This is a genomic window from Sphingobacterium sp. lm-10, from assembly GCF_023554555.1.
Taxonomy (GTDB): Bacteria; Bacteroidota; Bacteroidia; order Sphingobacteriales; family Sphingobacteriaceae; genus Sphingobacterium.
In genome coordinates, this window is the sequence record NZ_JAMJWC010000001.1 from 77,524 (window position 1) to 95,623 (window position 18,100).

Annotated in this window: 17 protein-coding genes and 3 tRNA genes; 14 read left to right on the forward strand and 6 right to left on the reverse strand. The window is 41.2% G+C overall.

All coding sequences use genetic code 11. The annotated features are described in order from the left end of the window. Positions 1–326: 326 nt before the first annotated feature. Together mgtE and M8998_RS00330 are read left to right on the forward strand one after the other, a co-directional pair. Positions 327–1,700 carry a magnesium transporter gene (gene mgtE / locus M8998_RS00325; RefSeq protein WP_249989993.1) on the forward strand — a complete coding sequence of 458 codons (1,374 nt, stop codon included), beginning with the start codon at positions 327–329 and terminating at the stop codon, positions 1,698–1,700. A 106-nt stretch (positions 1,701–1,806) separates the two neighbouring features. Next, positions 1,807–1,880, forward strand: a tRNA-Asn gene (locus M8998_RS00330). A gap of 118 nt (positions 1,881–1,998) precedes the next feature. On the opposite strand, the gene M8998_RS00335 is transcribed toward M8998_RS00330, so the two are convergent. Continuing rightward, positions 1,999–2,499: a hypothetical protein gene (locus M8998_RS00335; protein WP_249989994.1), complete on the reverse strand. Its 501-nt coding sequence runs from the start codon at positions 2,497–2,499 to the stop codon at positions 1,999–2,001. 103 nt (positions 2,500–2,602) lie between these two features. On the opposite strand from M8998_RS00335, the gene M8998_RS00340 reads away from it, so the two are divergent. The 3 genes from M8998_RS00340 (at position 2,603) to M8998_RS00350 (ending at position 4,042) form a co-directional block, all read left to right on the forward strand. Then, the gene (locus tag M8998_RS00340) at positions 2,603–2,848 is read left to right on the forward strand and encodes a hypothetical protein (protein WP_249989995.1); all 246 of its coding nucleotides are present in this window, start codon (positions 2,603–2,605) and stop codon (positions 2,846–2,848) included. Positions 2,849–2,985: 137 nt separating this feature from the next. Further along, positions 2,986–3,059 (forward strand) — tRNA-Asn (locus M8998_RS00345). A 65-nt stretch (positions 3,060–3,124) separates the two neighbouring features. Next, positions 3,125–4,042 carry a PfkB family carbohydrate kinase gene (locus tag M8998_RS00350; RefSeq protein ID WP_249989996.1) on the forward strand — a complete coding sequence of 306 codons (918 nt, stop codon included), beginning with the start codon at positions 3,125–3,127 and terminating at the stop codon, positions 4,040–4,042. Positions 4,043–4,066: 24 nt separating this feature from the next. Here the strand turns inward: M8998_RS00350 and M8998_RS00355 are convergent, their stop codons facing one another. The 3 genes from M8998_RS00355 to murB form a co-directional block, all read right to left on the reverse strand. Next, positions 4,067–4,315: a cytochrome b5 domain-containing protein gene (locus tag M8998_RS00355; RefSeq protein ID WP_249989997.1), complete on the reverse strand. Its 249-nt coding sequence runs from the start codon at positions 4,313–4,315 to the stop codon at positions 4,067–4,069. Positions 4,316–4,317: 2 nt separating this feature from the next. Next, positions 4,318–4,821 (reverse strand): RNA polymerase sigma factor, encoded by a 504-nt coding sequence (locus M8998_RS00360; protein WP_249989998.1) that lies wholly within the window; start codon positions 4,819–4,821, stop codon positions 4,318–4,320. Positions 4,822–5,105: 284 nt separating this feature from the next. Further along, positions 5,106–6,122 (reverse strand): UDP-N-acetylmuramate dehydrogenase, encoded by a 1,017-nt coding sequence (gene murB / locus M8998_RS00365; RefSeq protein WP_249989999.1) that lies wholly within the window; start codon positions 6,120–6,122, stop codon positions 5,106–5,108. A gap of 107 nt (positions 6,123–6,229) precedes the next feature. On the opposite strand from murB, the gene M8998_RS00370 reads away from it, so the two are divergent. Beyond that, a complete protein-coding gene (locus M8998_RS00370) occupies positions 6,230–6,841 on the forward strand; it encodes a TetR/AcrR family transcriptional regulator (RefSeq protein ID WP_284039928.1) in 612 nt (203 codons plus the stop codon). Here M8998_RS00370 and M8998_RS00375 read toward each other — a convergent pair. Further along, positions 6,827–7,813: a YpdA family putative bacillithiol disulfide reductase gene (locus tag M8998_RS00375; protein WP_249990001.1), complete on the reverse strand. Its 987-nt coding sequence runs from the start codon at positions 7,811–7,813 to the stop codon at positions 6,827–6,829. The two genes, M8998_RS00370 and M8998_RS00375, sit on opposite strands and share 15 nt — an antisense overlap. Continuing rightward, positions 7,806–9,986, reverse strand: a complete 2,181-nt coding sequence (locus M8998_RS00380; protein WP_249990002.1) for an FUSC family protein — start codon at positions 9,984–9,986, stop codon at positions 7,806–7,808. Before M8998_RS00380 ends, M8998_RS00375 begins: the two co-directional genes overlap by 8 nt. Positions 9,987–10,292: 306 nt before the next feature. Between M8998_RS00380 and M8998_RS00385 the strand changes: the two genes are divergently transcribed. The 8 genes from M8998_RS00385 to M8998_RS00420 all read left to right on the forward strand — a co-directional run bounded on the left by M8998_RS00385 (position 10,293) and on the right by M8998_RS00420 (position 18,026). Next, positions 10,293–12,869 (forward strand): phosphoenolpyruvate carboxylase, encoded by a 2,577-nt coding sequence (locus M8998_RS00385; protein ID WP_249990003.1) that lies wholly within the window; start codon positions 10,293–10,295, stop codon positions 12,867–12,869. Positions 12,870–12,944: 75 nt separating this feature from the next. Next, complete coding sequence (locus tag M8998_RS00390; protein ID WP_249990004.1) at positions 12,945–13,535, forward strand: hypothetical protein; 591 nt, start codon at positions 12,945–12,947, stop codon at positions 13,533–13,535. Positions 13,536–13,547: 12 nt separating this feature from the next. Beyond that, positions 13,548–14,579, forward strand: coding sequence for a Gfo/Idh/MocA family oxidoreductase (locus M8998_RS00395; protein ID WP_249990005.1), 1,032 nt, complete (start codon positions 13,548–13,550; stop codon positions 14,577–14,579). 108 nt (positions 14,580–14,687) lie between these two features. Further along, complete coding sequence (locus M8998_RS00400; RefSeq protein ID WP_249990006.1) at positions 14,688–15,569, forward strand: Ppx/GppA phosphatase family protein; 882 nt, start codon at positions 14,688–14,690, stop codon at positions 15,567–15,569. A 52-nt stretch (positions 15,570–15,621) separates the two neighbouring features. Next, positions 15,622–15,705, forward strand: a tRNA-Leu gene (locus M8998_RS00405). Positions 15,706–15,924: 219 nt separating this feature from the next. Further along, complete coding sequence (locus M8998_RS00410; RefSeq protein ID WP_249990007.1) at positions 15,925–16,398, forward strand: GNAT family N-acetyltransferase; 474 nt, start codon at positions 15,925–15,927, stop codon at positions 16,396–16,398. Positions 16,399–16,517: 119 nt separating this feature from the next. Next, a complete protein-coding gene (locus tag M8998_RS00415; RefSeq protein ID WP_249990008.1) occupies positions 16,518–17,396 on the forward strand; it encodes a helix-turn-helix domain-containing protein in 879 nt (292 codons plus the stop codon). A gap of 63 nt (positions 17,397–17,459) precedes the next feature. Next, positions 17,460–18,026 carry a sugar O-acetyltransferase gene (locus M8998_RS00420; protein WP_249990009.1) on the forward strand — a complete coding sequence of 189 codons (567 nt, stop codon included), beginning with the start codon at positions 17,460–17,462 and terminating at the stop codon, positions 18,024–18,026. Positions 18,027–18,100: the final 74 nt, after the last annotated feature.

Below are 18,100 nucleotides of genomic sequence, written 5' to 3' on the forward strand. Positions count from 1 at the left end.
TCCTTCAGGTCACATAGCCGGTGGTATTTTTGCGAGATGTTCTGGCCAAAAAAAGTCATGATAGAATTGTTTACTCGGCACCTCACTCAATCGCTTCGTTATAACACAAATTGCACATTAATCAACAGGAAAATTTTGACTGACATCATGTCTTGTATTAATTCGGTTTAGTAAAGATTAGAGGTCGTGTGAAGTGGTCTAAATTTTATAAAATGAAGATATTCATGTCGTAAAATTTAATTAGTGATTTCCGGCAAAATACCCGACTTTTGCAAGCAAATTAGCAGATCAACACCAATGTAGGGTTTATAAAAAGAGAGGGCATTATGGAAGAACTAGACATGCAGGTAGAGCGCATCGAGCTGCTCATCGAACAAGGTGATATGCTCTCTTTGGAGGAATACCTTAACGAACTAAATATTTCTGATGTGGAGGAACTCATCGATGAGCTTCCGGAACATGGTCCTTTATTTTTAGAAACGTTAAGTATAAAAAGGGCAATCAACGTTTTCCGGATTCTTGACTTTCCCACACAAGAACGGATTATCAAAAAACTCTCTGCTGCCAAGGTGCGAGAGTTGATCAATGAAATGCCTCCAGATGACCGGACATCTTTTTTAGGGGAATTGAAAGGTGATGCGGTAAAGCGGATCATTATTATGCTCTCCCCGGAAGAGCGGAAAGAAGCATTGTCGTTATTAGGTTATCCAGAAGATAGTGTCGGTCGTTTGATGACACCGGATTATATTACTGTCAAATCGCATTGGTCTATACCACGTGTACTTGATCATATACGACGCTACGGTAAAGCTTCTGAGACGATAGATGTATTGTACGTTATTGATGCCGAAGGGAAGCTGATTGATGATATCCGAATTAAGGATGTGCTGCTTGCCGATCCTGAAAACACGGTAGAAGATCTGATCGACAACCGCCTGATTAAATTATATGCAGACGATCCGCAGGAAGAAGCCGTGACTGTCTTTCGTATGAACAACCGTGTCGCACTTCCTGTAGTAGACCACCAGGATATTATGTTGGGTATCGTAACGATTGATGATATACTCTGGGTAGCTAACGAAGAATATACCGAAGATATGCAGCGTTTTGGAGGTACTGAGGCGCTAGATGAGCCATATATGGATGTCTCTATCTATCAACTCGTCTCTAAGCGAGCAGGCTGGCTGGTAGTGCTTTTTATCGGGCAGTTATTTACAGCATCAGTAATTGAACATTATGAAGCACGTTTAACCGTCGCACTTTTGGCCTTAGTGCCGCTAATTATGTCTAGCGGAGGAAATACCGGTTCTCAGGCATCCACATTGATTATACAGGCGATGGCTTTGGGTGAGGTAACGCTCGGCGATTGGTGGCGCGTGATGAAACGAGAAATTCTATCCGGCCTTGCATTAGGAGTTATTCTGGGTATTCTTGGATTTGTACGCATCGGAGCTTGGCAAGCCTTTACGGCTTCCTATGGAGAGTATTGGCAACTTTTGGCTGGCGCGGTATCTTTGTCATTGGTGTGTATTGTGCTATGGGGTTCGTTGGTAGGGTCTATGTTGCCGTTCATCTTGCGTCGTTGTGGCGCAGATCCCGCTAGCTCATCAGCGCCATTCGTATCGACCTTGGTAGACGTTTCTGGCTTGTTTATTTACTTTACTTTCATTTCGCTCATTCTGAAAGATGTGCTGCAATAATTATTCTGGTTGGTACTGAATAACTTGTGATTTTTTGGGTAGGAATATTTTGATAATTCCTTAAATCTTCCGAATATTGTGTCACCGAAAGCAAACGGGGCAATATTCCTGAATAGCTCAGTTGGTTAGAGCATCTGACTGTTAATCAGAGGGTCGCTGGTTCGAGCCCAGCTTCAGGAGCAAATAAAAAAGCTGTTTTTCATATAGAAAAACAGCTTTTTTATTTTTTGAAAAATGTAGCATGTCTGCATTGGGCATTTTGATAGTAGTGTCTATTTATGATTCAGTTGCTTTAAGCCTAATCCAGATCACCCATTAACTGAGCATTGTTTATCAAAATTTCGACTCGGCTTTTGTCCTCCTTATTGAGCACTGTTTTTCCTTTGATCTGAATGGGTCGTTCCGATGCTCTAATTTTTTTGTCATCCGAAAGTGTCACTTCAATCATAGCTGGTATACCGTTTTGTCCACAAAACATGCACTGATCAATCGGAAGCACGGAGAGTAGAAACTTGTTGTGTCTAATTCCCGCCTTTATCGGAATGACATATCCTTTTAGGATAACTGTTTTGCCATTCATTGCCGATAATTTCGGAGGAAAGTAGGGTGTGTAAACTTTTTTGCCGTTCTCTGTGGTTACTTTATACATCAGCATATCAAATGTCTCCCAAACGTCGTTCATGAGCGATTTGTGGTCTGTGAGGTGTTTTGCTTCATTTGTTTTTTGCTGTGCGGGAGCTGCTTTTATCGTAGCGATCAGGCAAAACAATAAAATGCTTTTTCGGAATAATTTTGTCATTTGGAAATCGATAAGATATAATCAAATATATAAAATTATATTTTATTTGCAACAAAGTTGCTTTTAATGTGTTTTGTGTTTATTTTTGGGAAAAGGCATGTATATGAGTTTATTACCAGAAAGTTTTGAGGAATGGAAAATCTGCATTGAAAAGAAATGCGGCATTCCGCTAACATTAGAATTTGCGGAGAAAAGGCTGGCTGTTTATGCCGACGAAAATCTCCCGGAGACAAAGCGCTTCGCGAAATTATATGGAGACCAACATCTTTCTAATATTAAGTTGTGGCTTTCCATTATTATAGGACGAAATAAAAATCAGGAGCTTGATAACAAGAATGGTAAAGGATAAAGAGGATTGTTTTTCGTAGCAAACAATGATGCCAGAGAGGCTACGGTCGCTTTATTTTAAAATACCATTTGGAAGTGTAAATTTCAATTACTATTTTTGTACCGCTTTAGAGGGGTTTAGGCTCTTCAGAAGGACATTCCTGAATAGCTCAGTTGGTTAGAGCATCTGACTGTTAATCAGAGGGTCGCTGGTTCGAGCCCAGCTTCAGGAGCAATCGTCAAATGCCGGCAAGTTTTGTCGGCATTTTTTGTTAAAGCATTTTAAAACGGTATAGACATGAGTTTAATAATCGTTGGCTCGGTAGCATTTGATGCCATTGAGACCCCTTTTGGTAAGACAGATAAGGTCGTAGGAGGAGCTGCTACATTTGCTGGCTTAGCGGCTTCCTACTTATACGATGAGGTAAAGCTTATCGGTACAGTAGGTGGAGATTTTGGAGAAGATAATCTCACTATTCTACGCTCAAAAGGAATCGACATCGATGGCATCGAAATCGTTAATGATGAAAAGACATTCTTTTGGTCTGGCAAATATCATGTAGATATGAATAGCCGGAATACACTGGCAACCGAACTCAATGTGCTAGCTGATTTTGATCCCAAGATCCCTACTTCTTACCAAGGTTGCGAATACCTCTTGCTGGGCAACTTAATGCCCAAGGTGCAAATGGCGGTTTTAGATCGTCTCAGAACAGCGCCGAAGCTCGTGGTGATCGATACGATGAACTATTGGATGGACGTCGCCCTAGATGATTTAAAGGAGGTGCTCAAACGTGTTGATGTGCTGGCGATCAATGATGGGGAAGCGCGACAATTGTCCGGTGAATATTCTATGGTAAAAGCAGCTGAAAAAATCTTAAATATGGGGCCGTCTTATCTGATTATCAAGAAAGGGGAACACGGAGCGTTATTATTTGGAGAAGGACAGATTTTCTCTGCACCAGCATTGCCTTTAGCGGATGTGTTCGATCCTACAGGTGCAGGTGATTCTTTTGCAGGTGGATTTATTGGCTATTTAGCACATGTGCAATCCGTCAATTTTCATAACATGAAAAATGCCATCATTTATGGATCCGCGCTGGCGTCGTTTTGCGTAGAGGAGTTTGGTACGGAAAAATTACAAAAATTAAGTAAAGAGGAGATTGCACACAGAATAGAGAAATTTGTGGCACTTGCTAAATTTGAAATAAAATAGGGGGTTAATCATAACCCCCTATTTTTATCGATTTGTTATTAAAGTCCCTACTACAGGGAACCTTTCAAACACAGTATTCGTGTGTGGAGCATCTTCTAGCTCATCAGTTAGATCCTGACCAGCCCAATGCTCATAATGTTTACCATTTTTCCAGAGCCTGCTACCTGAAACATCATAAATAACCCCTTGATACGCGACCCATATTTCTGGTCTATCCTGACCATTGCGAAGAGCCAGCATATTTTTACTAAAGGAAGGCAGGCTATCTGTCATTCCTAGCTATAAGCATTTAAGCTCTTCTTCATTGTCTTACGTGCCACATGGATACGGGTCTTTACTGTTCCGATTGGGATGGCCAAATGCACGGCAATCTCATGGTATTTATATCCTTCGTAATACATGGTGAAAGGCACATAATATTCTTCACTCAACTTTCCTAATGCGCTATTGATGTCTTCCATCATAAACTTGTTCTCACCCTTATTATGCGTAGCAGATACCACCAAATTGGCATTGCTAATTTCCTCTTCTTTCGTAATGAAAGAGTTTGTTTTTACCACACGTCTATAATTATTGATAAACGTGTTTTTCATGATGGTGTACAACCAACCTTTTAAATTGGTGCCTTCACGGAAGTTTTTAAAATAAGTAACGGCTTTTAATAACGTATCTTGAACTAGATCGTTAGCATCGTCACCGTCTTTCGTGAAGTTTCTCGCGTAAGATTTAAGCGAATCCGAATGTTGTATTACGAGTGTATTAAATTCTAACTTGTTCATACTACTGGTTATTTATGTGTTTACTAATGTGTGATTCAATGTGAGTAGCTGTTGCGAGGAACAAAGGGCGTCCGCTGTTCTATTCCTGTGCTGACGCTTTGAAGCGCACTACTGCCAGAATAAAAACAAATACCGTGCAAAAATGAAAATCAAGTAGGTTTTATTCTTAAAATAAGGGCGAATTAGGCCTTAAATAAAGGGGTGAGAAGCTTTATTTTTCCGCTTCATGTGGGTTCAAAGCGGTTTAGTAAGAAAAAGGATATTTATTTAAAAAAAATAAAAAATTAAAGAATATTTACTTCTCGTTCTAACGAAATGCCGAATTTCGAGGCCACGTCCTCTATGATTTTCTCCGAAATGGCATAAATTTCGGATCCTGTTGCTTCACCGGCATTCGTAATTACCAGTGCCTGTTTTGGCCAGATCAGCACGTTGCCTACCTGTTTGCCCTTCCATCCACATTGTTCGATGAGCCAGCCAGCAGCCAGTTTGTATTCCTCTTCAGGCATCGGATAATAGACCAGGTCGGGAAACTTTTCTACCAACGTATTAAAAGATGATTTATGGATTACCGGGTTTTTGAAAAAGCTGCCCGCATTTCCGATAGTACCCGGGTCTGGGAGTTTTTCCACTCGGATATGAGATACCACTTCTGCGATGTCTCGAATCGTAGGTGAGCTAATCAATCGCTTATCGAGTTCGCTCTGTATTGCACCGTAAGAGGTGTTCTGTTGGCTGTTGAGATGGAGCTTATAGGTGACAGAGGTAATGATGTATCTGCCTTTATATTTTGATTTAAAAATACTGTCACGGTAGGAGAATCCACAGGCTTCTTTAGTAAACGTCACAAATTCCCCAGTGTGTGTATCAAATGCTCTGCATGAATAGAATACATCCATGAGTTCTACACCGTATGCTCCGATATTTTGTACCGGAGATGCACCCACAGAACCTGGAATCAAGGCCATATTCTCTAATCCTGGAAAATGATGATTAATACAATACCAAACTAAGTCGTTCCAGATCTCTCCGCCGGAAGCAGTGACATACACATAATTACCCTCGATGAAGTGTTGCTTGCCCTTAATAGCCATATGCACAACCAACCCCTGATAATTGCCAGTAAGTAACACATTACTACCGCCACCCAATACAAAAAAAGGGTTTGCAAAAACACCTTTGGCATATAAAGCTACAAGAGCAGTTTCTTCTGTAATTTTCGCATATCGTGCAGCAAATGCTGCAATGCGAAAGGTGTTGAAACTACCTAGAGCAGTGTTTTCTGAGATGTGTATGCCCATATGTGACTATTTGTTCTGAAAAATCAAAGAAAAATAATTATCTTTAATTATCTGGGGTTAAAGATACCCATTGTGATACGTATAAGCTAAAAAAATTACGGAGGAATATGAAGAGTGCTGATGCAAAACGTGTTAAAATCATTGAATCCGCTTTGCGAAGATTTTCCCATTTTGGAATGGCAAAAACTACCATGGCCGAGATTGCTAAAGACTTAGCTTTCTCTAAAGCACTCCTATATTATTATTTCCCGGACAAGAATAGTCTTTATGCTGCGGTATGGAATCATCTACTGGATGAGTTACTCGATCGGGGTGATGTAATTATCGCGAAGGGTGGTGACATTGCATCAGTTACCAACGCCTTATTAGACGAGCGAATGCGTTTTATTAATGAGTACTACAATATTTTTGCAGATGCCTATTCCTTTAGGTTCGATATCCCTGCCGATTTGCAAGATTTAATTCCTAAAATCTTTGAGAAAGAAACTCTTCAGTTTGTGTGCCTCTTGCAGCTTGGAGTAGCTAATGGTGAAATCGAGTTAGAAAATGAGTTAGAGACTGCGCGCATTTTTTTGGTATCCATATTAGGTATGCGGATGGGCTTGATGAAAGACTTTAAAGCCATCTTCACACCGCCTACCAAAGAAGAAGTGGGAGAGATACTCGCTATGCAAAAGCAGTTGGCCAAGATCTTTGTGAATGGTTTAAGAATCTCCTAATTTCCGAAGAATATCCTCAATAATCATGTCGGCATGCACGCGAGAATTTTCAATAAACCATAGGTGCGTATTGAGCCCGCCGCAGACTACTCCGGCCAGATAAAGGCCAGTAATGTTAGTCTCCATGGTTGCCTCATCATGCTCCGGTATGCGCGCACCATCTTCAGGTACTTGCACGCCAATATGTTTCAGAAATGCGAAGTTTGGCCGGTATCCCGTAAGCGCCAATACAAAGTCATTTTCTATCTCAACCTCTTCTTGCGGAGTTCTAATCCGTACCGTATGCTCCTTAATCTCCGATAAGCAGCTTTGGTAGTATACAGTGATTTCTCCTGCTGCTAACCGATTGTCTATATCCGGTCTTACCCAATATTTTACACGAGGACTAATCTCATTGCGCCGGATCACTAAGGTTACCTTGGCGCCTTTGCGATACGTTTCCAATGCGGCATCGATAGAGGAATTGCTGGCTCCTATGACCACTACGTTCTGTTTAGCGTAGTAATGTGGGTCATCATAATAATGACGCACCTTAGGTAGGTCCTCGCCGGGAATCTGCATCTGCATCGGAATGTCGTAAAAGCCGGTGGCCACTATGATATGCCGTGCTGTGTATGTAGCTCGGGAAGAGGTAACGATGAACAGGCCGGAATCTATATCCTTAACCACCTGCTTCACCTCCTCAAATAAGCGCGTGTTCAGATCGAAGTTACTGTCGATGCGACGGTAATATTCCAGTGCTTCCGCACGCTTTGGTTTGGGGTTGGTGGTTACGAAAGGTATTCCGCCAACCTCTAACTTATCTGCCGAAGAAAAGAACGTCATGTTCACGGGGTAGTTGTACAAGGAGTTTACGAGACAGCCTTTTTCCAGTATAATATGTGACAGGTTGTGCGTCTTGGCGGCTATGCCACAGGCCATACCAATAGGGCCGCCACCGATAATCAAAACATCATAAATATCGTTATGCATGTGTTGCCTCCATTTCTTTGTCGTATTTGATAGCGTCTCTTTTGACGACCTCTTCGGTAGCCTTTGGCAAATCGTTCGAAATCTTCAATAAGAATTGTAGTTGCTCGGTGATCAGTTTGGAGTCTTCGTGATTTTCATCTTCATCCAACGATCCCTGAAAATTTGTAGTCCAGTCCTCCGGAGCTTCATATTCATCAAATTGCTGAATAAGTCGATACAGATTGAAAGCGGTCCGCTTTAGCAAATCGTATTGGTTATTAGAGATATGCAGATTACTCGACTTGTCTATCTCCGTGAATAACGAAGCAGAATACGAGAAAAATATGTGATTTAGAATCACGAACCTATTGACATCTTTTGTGTTTTTTTGTCGCCATTTTGGTTCGGTGAGCATGCGCTGAAAAGTCGACCCCATATTTGCGGAAGCAATATAGAGTTCTTTACGGGCGAGTTTATACTCGGTCACATTGATGGCCTCATCTGTAAACATTTTTGCTACCTGCTCCAAATACACAAAGTTAGCCACCAATAGTTTGTAGATCGTTTCCTTAATCTTGGTGCTTTCCCAGTTAGGGAATATGATGTAGCTGGATAAAAAGGCAATCATTCCACCAAGAAAAGTATCGAAAATACGCTCCTTCGCCATCTCAAAAGTATTGACTCCTGTGAAACTGATCATGATGAGCACATAAGGAGTTAAGAAAACCACAAATAAAATATAGTTGATCCTAAACAAGCTGTATGCGATTAGAAAGAACAAAATTAAAAGAATAAACAATGCTACCTGGTTATGGATCGTGATCAGAATTACTCCTCCAATAATCCCCCCGATAACCGTGCCCATCAACCGTTGTACATTCCGCTCTTTGGTGAGACCAAAACCAGGTTTTAGAATTACCAGAATCGTTAGTAAAACCCAAAAGCTACCTTTATCACTGAAGTGGAGAAAATGCATCGCAAAATAGCTCACCGTCATCACAATAGCCATGCGCACGGCGTGGCGGAAGATTGAAGATTCGCGTGATAAATTGCTTTTAAAGCTTTTCCAGTCGATATGAGAAGTTTGGATAAACTTACTAGCGTCGTCTATTTCCTCCTTTACGATGGAAGAGGCATTGACTTGACTGTAGTTATACATATTATCTATCAAGGTCACCATCTTCCGAATATTGACGATTACTTTTTTCAACGGGATGGTATTCCGATCGTAATTTTTATCAATTTGCTCCACCTTAAAACGCAAATGCTCAATATCCTTTGTAAAGTCGTGCATGGGCCGTGGCATCTGGTTCGCATTGAGCTGATAAGCGAAATGATCCAATTCATGAGTCAGTTTTACGACCACGTATCTAAAGTGATGTAATACGCCTGTATCGTTAAACATCTTACGAATGGCATCATAATCATAATAGGTAGTCATTGTCTGCTCAAACAGATCAACAATGTCATTAAATACCAGTATCAGTAGGCGCCCCAATTTAGTGGTGTCTTTGACGGAACGTTTACTGCGAAACAGTAATTCACGCACGTTTTCCTGATGCTTGTGTACCTCAATCTGTTTCTCGATAATTTTCAGGTAGTTCTGATCGTGATCGGTTTTCACATTGTAAAAATTGGCACGCAAGCGTAGAAATTCGGCAACATGTCGGATAGACTCCGCCAACTCCTGTTGAGCTAAGCGATAAGGCTGTATTTGGTTGAACGAAAAACTAACGATCATGTACCATACGGCGCCGATGATAAAGAAGAGAATAAACTGTAACTCTTCCTTTAAGGTATACTCGCCTTCAATATGGATGAGCATCATTAAGATGCCCATAACGCCGACTGTAGCCGCACGCGCATTGAATACACCAAACATGGAATATAGAAAAGAAACTAAGGCAAGTACTACGCCCATCATCACAAAAGAAGAATTCACCAGGATCGTTAATAAAAACGTAAACAAGCAAATGCCCAAGCAAGCTAGCATGCCTGTGCGGCGGTGATGGGGAGGGCCGGGAGTATCCGATAACCCAATGAGTAAAGCGCCCAGAGAAATCAATGTGCCCACAAAAAGTTGATCCAGCAAAGCGCACACCAACACTGGAATAATGCTTCCTATGGTGATCCGCAGACCTTCTGCGAAATATTGTCCGTAAAAAAAACTTTTTATTTCTTTGGATTGTTTCATCTCTGTATTAGGTAGCAAAGATAACCATAATGCATTGTACAAAATATCTTAATGGGCAATAAATTGCTAAAAGTCGGGAGGCGATTTAACGAGGAATTTCAATACTCTTTTCAATAGATTCTTATTCGTATCGGTAGCTTAAGTCATAGGAAGACGCTAATGTGTTAATTCCTTATTTTTTTTGCTCTATTCGTAAATAAAATGCTTATTAAATACGTTATTGGCAACTAAACTTTGATGTTAATAACAAAATATTATATTTGGTATTGGTGTAAATAAGACAATTAGTAATAACAATATAAATACATGAAATCATTACAGAAACAAGCTATATTCGGAAATGAGGTGCTTGTGCGCTTTGATCTGTTTAAAAGTCTCTTTTTGACTTTGCCATTTCAGCGTGTAAAGCACACGGGTACTATCCTGCCATTCTTCGCAACACATTGCCAAAAAGGGGTAGAAGAGAAATTACCGCCAGAAGACATTATTGATAGCTTTTTCGGACAATACGAACAATATGTTCAAGAAGATGATCGAATTGACTTTTTATTTAGAATTGTGCAATATATCGAGCGTCAGGTGGTATTATTTGATGCGGTAGAAGATTCTTCTTTCAAGGCTTTAGGCAAAACAGATGATACAGAAGGGCTGGATGCGCTTTTCAAGTCTGTGCAAAATAATCCAGAGCTGAAAAAGCAGATAGCAAAGAAATTAAAAGATTTTTCGGTTCGTCTGGTGCTTACCGCGCATCCTACACAATTTTATCCTGGGCCGGTATTGGGTATTATTAATGACCTGATCGAATCGTTGAAAGCAGATGATATTCAGAACATACATTTGCTGTTGCAGCAATTGGGTAAAACACCGTTCTTAAATAAAGAAAAACCTACGCCAGTAGATGAAGCTGCTAGCTTAGCCTGGTATCTGGAAAACGTATTTTATAAGGTAGCTTCTGAAATACATTTAAGGGTAGATGCTGAGCTAGATGAGGCAGATAAAAGTGGAAAGCAATTGATTGAGCTTGGATTCTGGCCAGGAGGAGACCGTGACGGAAATCCAAATGTAACCTGGGAGAGTACCCGTAAGGTCGCTTCTTTATTGAGAACGATTTTATTCCGTTGCTATTACCGTGATTTCCGTGTGGTAAGACGTAGAATTACCTTCCAAGGTGTACAAGAACCATTGCAAAGATTGCAGGAGATTTTTTATGAGAACAGCTTTAATCCAAAAGAGGATTCGGCAGATCTGACAGAGGAAATTTTGACAAATTTGCATGCCGCACGTGAAGTGATCGTGGAACAGCATAGCGGATTATTTGTAGATTTAGTCGATGACTTAATTCATAAGGTAAATACTTTTGGATGCTATTTCACGACCTTAGATATGCGCCAGGATAGTTCAGTCTTGCGGGCTACCTTTGACCATTTGACGGAGAAATATCCGTCGGAAACAGGTATCACAGGTACTGATTATCAGGATTCAGAAGAAGCGAAGCAAGCCGCTATTACATTTACAGAGGGCGAATTGGATCTGGAGGCAGCGCCAGACTCTTTAATAGAGGATACGGTGAATGTCATCCGTTTGGTCAAAGATATTCAGCGTTCAGGAAGTGAGCGTGCTGCACAACGATTTATTATCAGTAACTGTCAGAAAGCGTCGGATATTTTAGGATTAGTGCAACTATTCCTGTGGCAAGGTTGGACCAAAGAAGCTTTGCACATGGACTTTGTGCCACTCTTTGAAACGGTAGACGATTTGTCGCATGCCGCGGAAGTGATGCAGACATTGTATACGCATCCTTGGTATTCCGAACATTTGCGCTCTCGTGGAAACAAGCAGACCATCATGTTAGGCTTCTCCGATAGTACTAAAGATGGTGGGTACCTGATGGCGAATTGGTCGATCTACAAAGCAAAGATCGAATTAACCGCCATTGCACGAGAGCACGAAGTGGATCTAGTTTTCTTTGATGGACGTGGTGGGCCACCGGCACGTGGCGGTGGCAAGACGCAGCGCTTCTATGCGAGTATGGGGCGTGAGATCGAAAACAAGCACATACAACTCACTATTCAAGGGCAAACAATCAGTAGTCAGTACGGCTCATTGGATACGGCCCGGTATAATATTGAACAATTGATGCATGCCGGTATCATCTCCGAACTGAAACAACGGGAAGGGGATACGCTGACGGAACAACAGAAACGGGTAATCGATCAGTTGGCACAAGAAAGTCATCAGAAATTCTTGAATCTTCGCCACGATCCGTTGTTCCTGAAATACTTAGAAGCACTGAGTCCGCTCAAAATGCTATCCTCTATCAACATCAGTAGCCGTCCGGTGAAACGCAACTCGGATCGTGAACTCCGTTTGGAAGATTTGCGTGCCATCAGTTTTGTGACCTCCTGGAGTCAATTAAAACAGAATATTCCGGGTTTCTATGGCGTTGGTACGGCACTAAAATGGGCAGAAGATAATAACTTGTGGTCTACCGTCAAAAACTTATACGAAACTTCCGGTATGTTTAGCACCATCATTGACAACTGTATGATGTCCATGACTAAGTCTAACTTCGACATCACTTCTTACGTGCAACATGATGAGAAGTTTGGGGAGTTTTGGAAGGGTTTATACGAAGAATACAGCCGTACCAGAGAATATGTATTAAAGCTCACTGGTTCAGAGTACCTGATGCAAAATTATCCGGTAGATCGCCTGTCCATCTTAGAACGGGAGAAAATCATTCTACCGCTATTGACCATACAACATTATGCCATTCGCATGCTGAATGGAGGTAATATTAGCGATGAAAAGAAGACGGTATACGAAAAACTCATCGCAAGAACGGTATACGGCGTAGTAAATGCAGGAAGAAATTTAGCTTAGAATTAATTTCAATTGCTCGCTTTTTGGAGTAATTAAGGGATATTTTGCTATTTTTGTTATTAAAATAGAATCAGAATGAAAATAAATACAATTTTAGTCGCTGGGGCATATGCAGGCATCTTATTTACGACGTCTTGCCAACCCTCCATGAAAGAGCGGCAATTGAAGTATACCCATACTACACAGGTTGATGGTGATGCTTATCAGGCCCTTCAGATCGTTGGAGAAAAGGTGCCTTACGAAACAGATTATGCTACCTATGTAGAAAACAATAGCGCTGTAGGAGAGAATCGTGCGCTTGCTGCAAAGGTGAGAGCGACTCTAGACAATATGATCGCAGACTTGGATACTTTGGCAACGCGCTATAATGTAGATTTTCCAATTCGCGGCGCGAAGCAATTTCAAGCTGAGAATGAAAATCGCACGGTGGTGATGGCTTCGGATTCTACTACTTTGGCTAGTGCTCCGGCAACGCACAGCGAGCTGTCTGATGAGCATTATGCACACCATGTGCAACATGAAGTTGCCGAGATCAAAGAGCAATTCAGTCGTTTAAGTAGAAATACCAATAAAGATTTGAGAGATTACGCTGCTTCTAAACTAGAAGCCCTAAGCACTTTGTATAAAGAAGCTGGTGGTAAAGAAGAAGCTGGCGGCCACCATTAATTTATATTTTATTTGAATAAGCAAGGCAAAATAATAACAGGTCTTTTGGCGTATGGAATGTCCGGTAAGGTATTCCATGCGCCTTTTTTATATGGTAACGATTTGTTTGATCTGCGCGCAGTTGTGGAGAGAACGAAGAAAAATGCACATGTTGACTATCCTGGCATCATCAGTTACGATTCCGTAGACGACTTTTTGCTCGATCCGCAGATCGAACTCGTGATTGTCAACACACCCAATGATACGCATTTCGAATTTGCGAAGCGAGCCATTGAGTATGGGAAACATGTTTTAATTGAAAAACCGTTTGCCCCGACTCTTGAAGAGGCCAATGAGTTATTCGCTCTGGGAGAGAAATACCGTAAACAGGTATTTGCTTATCACAATAGGCGATTCGATTCCGACTTTCTTTCCCTAAAGTATGTGTTAGATAAGAAATTTGTTGGTCAGCCCATAGAACTACACCTTCGTTTCGATCGTTATAAGACAGTGATTGGACCCAAAGTGTTCAAAGAAACGAAGAGACCAGGAGCCGGCGTAATCTATGATTTAGGGTCGCACTTGTTGGATCAGGCGCTTTCTTTATTTGGTAAGCCGAAGTCGATGACTAAGATTGCCGGCGCTTATCGCGAAGCTTCGGAAGTAGACGATTATGGTACCATTATACTGAGTTATGTAGATGGGTTAAATGTGTTTATCACCACCAGTTTACTGGCTGCCGATCCGCAAGCTGCATTTGTACTGCACGGCACACAAGGCTCATTTATCAAGCAGCGTGCAGATGTGCAGGAAGCACAGCTTTTGGCTGGCGTGATGCCGAATGATCCGATTTATGGATTGGAAGCGCCAGATGTAGATGGTTTACTCACGGTAAACCTTGGAGATGGCGAGTTGGAAAAAATAGTCGTGCCGTCTGAAAGAGGACAGTACAGCGAGGTTTTTCGGCAGGTCTACGAAAGTATTCGCCATGCTGCTCCTTATTATGTAACAGCAGATCAGATTCGTTGGCAGTTGGAGATATTGTCTCCTGCAAAAAGAAAATAAAGTTAATTAATGATTCGTTAACAATTAAATAACCTTGATTCTGTAACATTGCTGCAAGCAAATTGCAGACTTGTGCCAGAGGTTGTACACTTTTATTCTATTCATTTTATGAGATACGCTGCCATCGATATTGGATCTAATGCCGTCAGGTTGCTGATTGCCGATGTCATTGTCAAAGATCAGGAGGTCTCTTTTAACAAAAATACCTTACTACGCGTGCCACTTCGTTTGGGAGATGATGCTTTTATTCAGCATTACATTTCTGAACCGAAGTTTGAAAGTATGGTTAAGACGATGCGTTCGTTTCGGGATTTGATGGATGTCTACAAAGTGACCGATTACATGGCATGTGCCACCTCAGCGATGCGCGATGCTGCGAATGGTGCAGATGTTGTAAAAGCATGTGAAAAGGTGGGCGTAGATATTGAGATTATTGATGGAAGTGTAGAAGCACTGATTATCTACAATAGTTACCTCGGAGCAAAGTTGGATAAAAACCGCGTATATTTGTTTGTGGACGTCGGTGGTGGTAGTACAGAGATTTCCTTATTTGCTAACGGCCGTTTGATTGATTCTAAATCGTTTAACTTGGGCACGATTCGTATCCTTGACAACCAGGATAGATCGGAAACGTGGGAAGAGATGAAACTTTGGTTAAAGGAATTGACCAAATCGCACAAAGTCATTTATGGCATCGGTACAGGAGGTAACATCAATAAACTGGCACGCCTCTCCAGCGACAAACAAGATCAGCCGATTTCGTATGCTAAATTGAAGGCGATGTACCTATATTTGAGCTCTTATTCGCTGAAAGATCGCATCAATGTGTTAGGCTTGAAAAATGATCGTGCAGACGTTATTATACCAGCAGCAGAGATTTTTTTGACCGTGATGAAGTTTGGGCGATTGAAAAATATCGTTGCGCCTAGAGTAGGTTTAGCAGATGGAATCATCCAGACGTTAATTGATAGGAATAGAGAAAAATTGTAGATAAAAACCTGTTGCAAGTACCGGAAAAACCGCTATTTTTGTAGCACTTCATACCCGGGTGGCGAAATTGGTAGACGCGCCAGCTTGAGGGGCTGGTGCTGGCAACGGCGTGGCAGTTCGAATCTGCTCTCGGGTACTTCAATATTATTTTACGTAATGTATAAAACAGACTTTGAGCATTCAAAGTCTGTTCTTTTTTGAAGAACTGTTATTACTACTTTATCAGGTTAATTTAAATCTCCATAATTACACCTTAATACTATTTTATGGTATGCCATTAAATCTTATATTGACGAAGAAAGATCTGTTCATTAGCTGAGTTGTATATAAACAAGGCCACACAAATTAGAAGGATATGGATGAGCATAAGAATAAGATAGAAATCATTAACTTTTCGGAAGTATATAAAGATGCCATCAAGACGTTGAACTACGAATGGTTGGAAAAATTCTTTAAAGTGGAAGAAGGGGATAAAGTGTCTCTATCTAATCCGAAGAAGGAAATAATCGACAAAGGGGGCTTTATTTTTTATGCAAAATTGGGGTCTGATATTGTTGGCACGGCGGCACTTCTAAAGAAAAGCAAAACTATATTTGAACTAGGGAAAATGGCGGTGAGTAGTGCAGCTCAAGGGTACGGAATTGGCACCCTATTACTCGAGCATGCCATTAATGTGGCTAAATTAGAAGGAGCCAATAAATTGATTCTTTACTCAAATACTAAGCTCGAAACAGCTTTGAGGATGTACCGAAAATACGGATTTGAAGAAATGGAGTTGGAACAAGGCCTGTATGAACGGGCAGATATAAAGATGGGAAAAACTTTGTGAGCCTACATTAAGTGAGACGATTAATGGATGTGGGAGGCAATTTTTTACCTGTAAATTTAGTCTGTTTTTGACCTCTATTTAAAAGCAGATGATACATTTGAATTTCTTAACTTTATTCGATGGCTGCAAAGATAGAACGTCCGATATCCGAATTCAATAGTGAACTAAAGTTGAAAGGCTTTAATGTTTGGCAATTGGAGGCCGACAGCCAGGCGACCCGAATATACAATCGTAAGGACTTTTATAAAATTTGCTTGACCACCGGGAAAAGCATGGTTCATTATGCAGATCGTAGTTTCGAGCACGAGGGGACGATTTTATTTTTCGGGAATCCACATGTACCTTATTCTTGGGAAACGATTTCTACCAGTTATGTCGGATACACGGTACTTTTCTCCGAAGACTTTTTTAATGCTTTGGAACGCAGCGAAAGCTTGCAACACTCCCCATTATTCAAGATAGGAGGGACACCTGTGATAAAGATTGAGGAAGGCACGCGAGATGTTTTGAATACGATCTTTCTTCGAATGATCGAAGAACAAACAGGTGATTATATTTACAAAGACGATCTGATTAGAAACTACATCAATCTAATTATCCATGAGGCTTTAAAAATACAGCCATCGATCGAATTTGATCAGCATAAGAACGCGGCTGGTCGTTTAACCTCGGTATTTTTTGAGCTATTGGAGAGGCAGTTTCCGATAGAAACCAGAAATAGACCTCTAAAGCTGAGGATGGCACAAGATTATGCTATAGCCCTGAATGTGCATGCCAACTATTTGAATCGTGCGGTAAAAGAAATTACGGGCAGACCGACTACCCTGCATATCACTGAACGCATTGTGGCAGAAGCTAAGGCGCTGCTCTTGCATACCGATTGGAATATTTCGGAAATTGCCTATGCACTGGGATTTGAGTACCCAACTTATTTCAACAATTTCTTTAAAAAGGCCACAGGAAATAATCCAACCTTTTTTCGAGAAGGCGTGGTTTGAATTTCTTAACTATTGGTTTGATAAGCTTTATCTGCAGAAGCGGTAAGTACCGAACTTTGTGGAATGAAAGATATCTTCCAACGGCTAAAAGGTGGCGAACTTGTCCATCTAAACGATCCGGAATTTCATCAGGTTGATGAAATCGTCAATCGTACACTAGCGCTTTCTCCGGGGCTCAACGCTTCGACGAATATCGATGATGCCAGAAGTAAGCTGAGTGAGATTCTTGGTTATGTATTAGACAATAGTACAACCATATTTACACCATTTTATACAAATTTTGGTCGATCTATTACGATCGGTAAGCATGTATTTATCAATCACGCCTGCTCTTTTTTAGATATGGGAGGAATTACGCTAGAAGATCAGGTACTCATTGGCCCCAGAGTAAATCTAGTTACAGAAAACCATCCCTTATCTCCGATAGAAAGGCGAGGTATGCTATGTCAGCCAATTCTGATTAAACGAAATGCATGGATCGGTGCCGGAGCAACGGTACTCCCCGGTGTTACCATCGGTGAAAATGCGATTGTGGCAGCAGGTGCCGTAGTGTCTAAGGATGTTCCCGATAATGTTGTCGTGGGCGGTGTTCCCGCAAAAATACTCAAACAGATAGGTAGTAATAAATAACAGCATATTGCCAAAAATGACTTTGCTAACGATGCTACTCTTCGGCGTCCTAATAGCATGTAACAATCAAAATT

Bases quoted from the DNA above. Each gene is read 5' to 3' on its own strand.
- M8998_RS00415 (WP_249990008.1), top strand. From the start codon at position 16,518: ATGGCTGCAAAGATAGAACGTCCGATATCCGAATTCAATAGTGAACTA.
- M8998_RS00380 (WP_249990002.1), bottom strand. From the start codon at position 9,986: ATGAAACAATCCAAAGAAATAAAAAGTTTTTTTTACGGACAATATTTC.
- M8998_RS00400 (WP_249990006.1), top strand. From the start codon at position 14,688: ATGAGATACGCTGCCATCGATATTGGATCTAATGCCGTCAGGTTGCTG.
- M8998_RS00350 (WP_249989996.1), top strand. From the start codon at position 3,125: ATGAGTTTAATAATCGTTGGCTCGGTAGCATTTGATGCCATTGAGACC.
- M8998_RS00340 (WP_249989995.1), top strand. From the start codon at position 2,603: ATGAGTTTATTACCAGAAAGTTTTGAGGAATGGAAAATCTGCATTGAA.
- M8998_RS00390 (WP_249990004.1), top strand. From the start codon at position 12,945: ATGAAAATAAATACAATTTTAGTCGCTGGGGCATATGCAGGCATCTTA.
- M8998_RS00420 (WP_249990009.1), top strand. From the start codon at position 17,460: ATGAAAGATATCTTCCAACGGCTAAAAGGTGGCGAACTTGTCCATCTA.
- M8998_RS00385 (WP_249990003.1), top strand. From the start codon at position 10,293: ATGAAATCATTACAGAAACAAGCTATATTCGGAAATGAGGTGCTTGTG.
- mgtE (WP_249989993.1), top strand. From the start codon at position 327: ATGGAAGAACTAGACATGCAGGTAGAGCGCATCGAGCTGCTCATCGAA.
- M8998_RS00335 (WP_249989994.1), bottom strand. From the start codon at position 2,499: ATGACAAAATTATTCCGAAAAAGCATTTTATTGTTTTGCCTGATCGCT.
- M8998_RS00360 (WP_249989998.1), bottom strand. From the start codon at position 4,821: ATGAACAAGTTAGAATTTAATACACTCGTAATACAACATTCGGATTCG.
- M8998_RS00410 (WP_249990007.1), top strand. From the start codon at position 15,925: ATGGATGAGCATAAGAATAAGATAGAAATCATTAACTTTTCGGAAGTA.
- M8998_RS00355 (WP_249989997.1), bottom strand. From the start codon at position 4,315: ATGACAGATAGCCTGCCTTCCTTTAGTAAAAATATGCTGGCTCTTCGC.
- murB (WP_249989999.1), bottom strand. From the start codon at position 6,122: ATGGGCATACACATCTCAGAAAACACTGCTCTAGGTAGTTTCAACACC.
- M8998_RS00375 (WP_249990001.1), bottom strand. From the start codon at position 7,813: ATGCATAACGATATTTATGATGTTTTGATTATCGGTGGCGGCCCTATT.
- M8998_RS00370 (WP_284039928.1), top strand. From the start codon at position 6,230: ATGAAGAGTGCTGATGCAAAACGTGTTAAAATCATTGAATCCGCTTTG.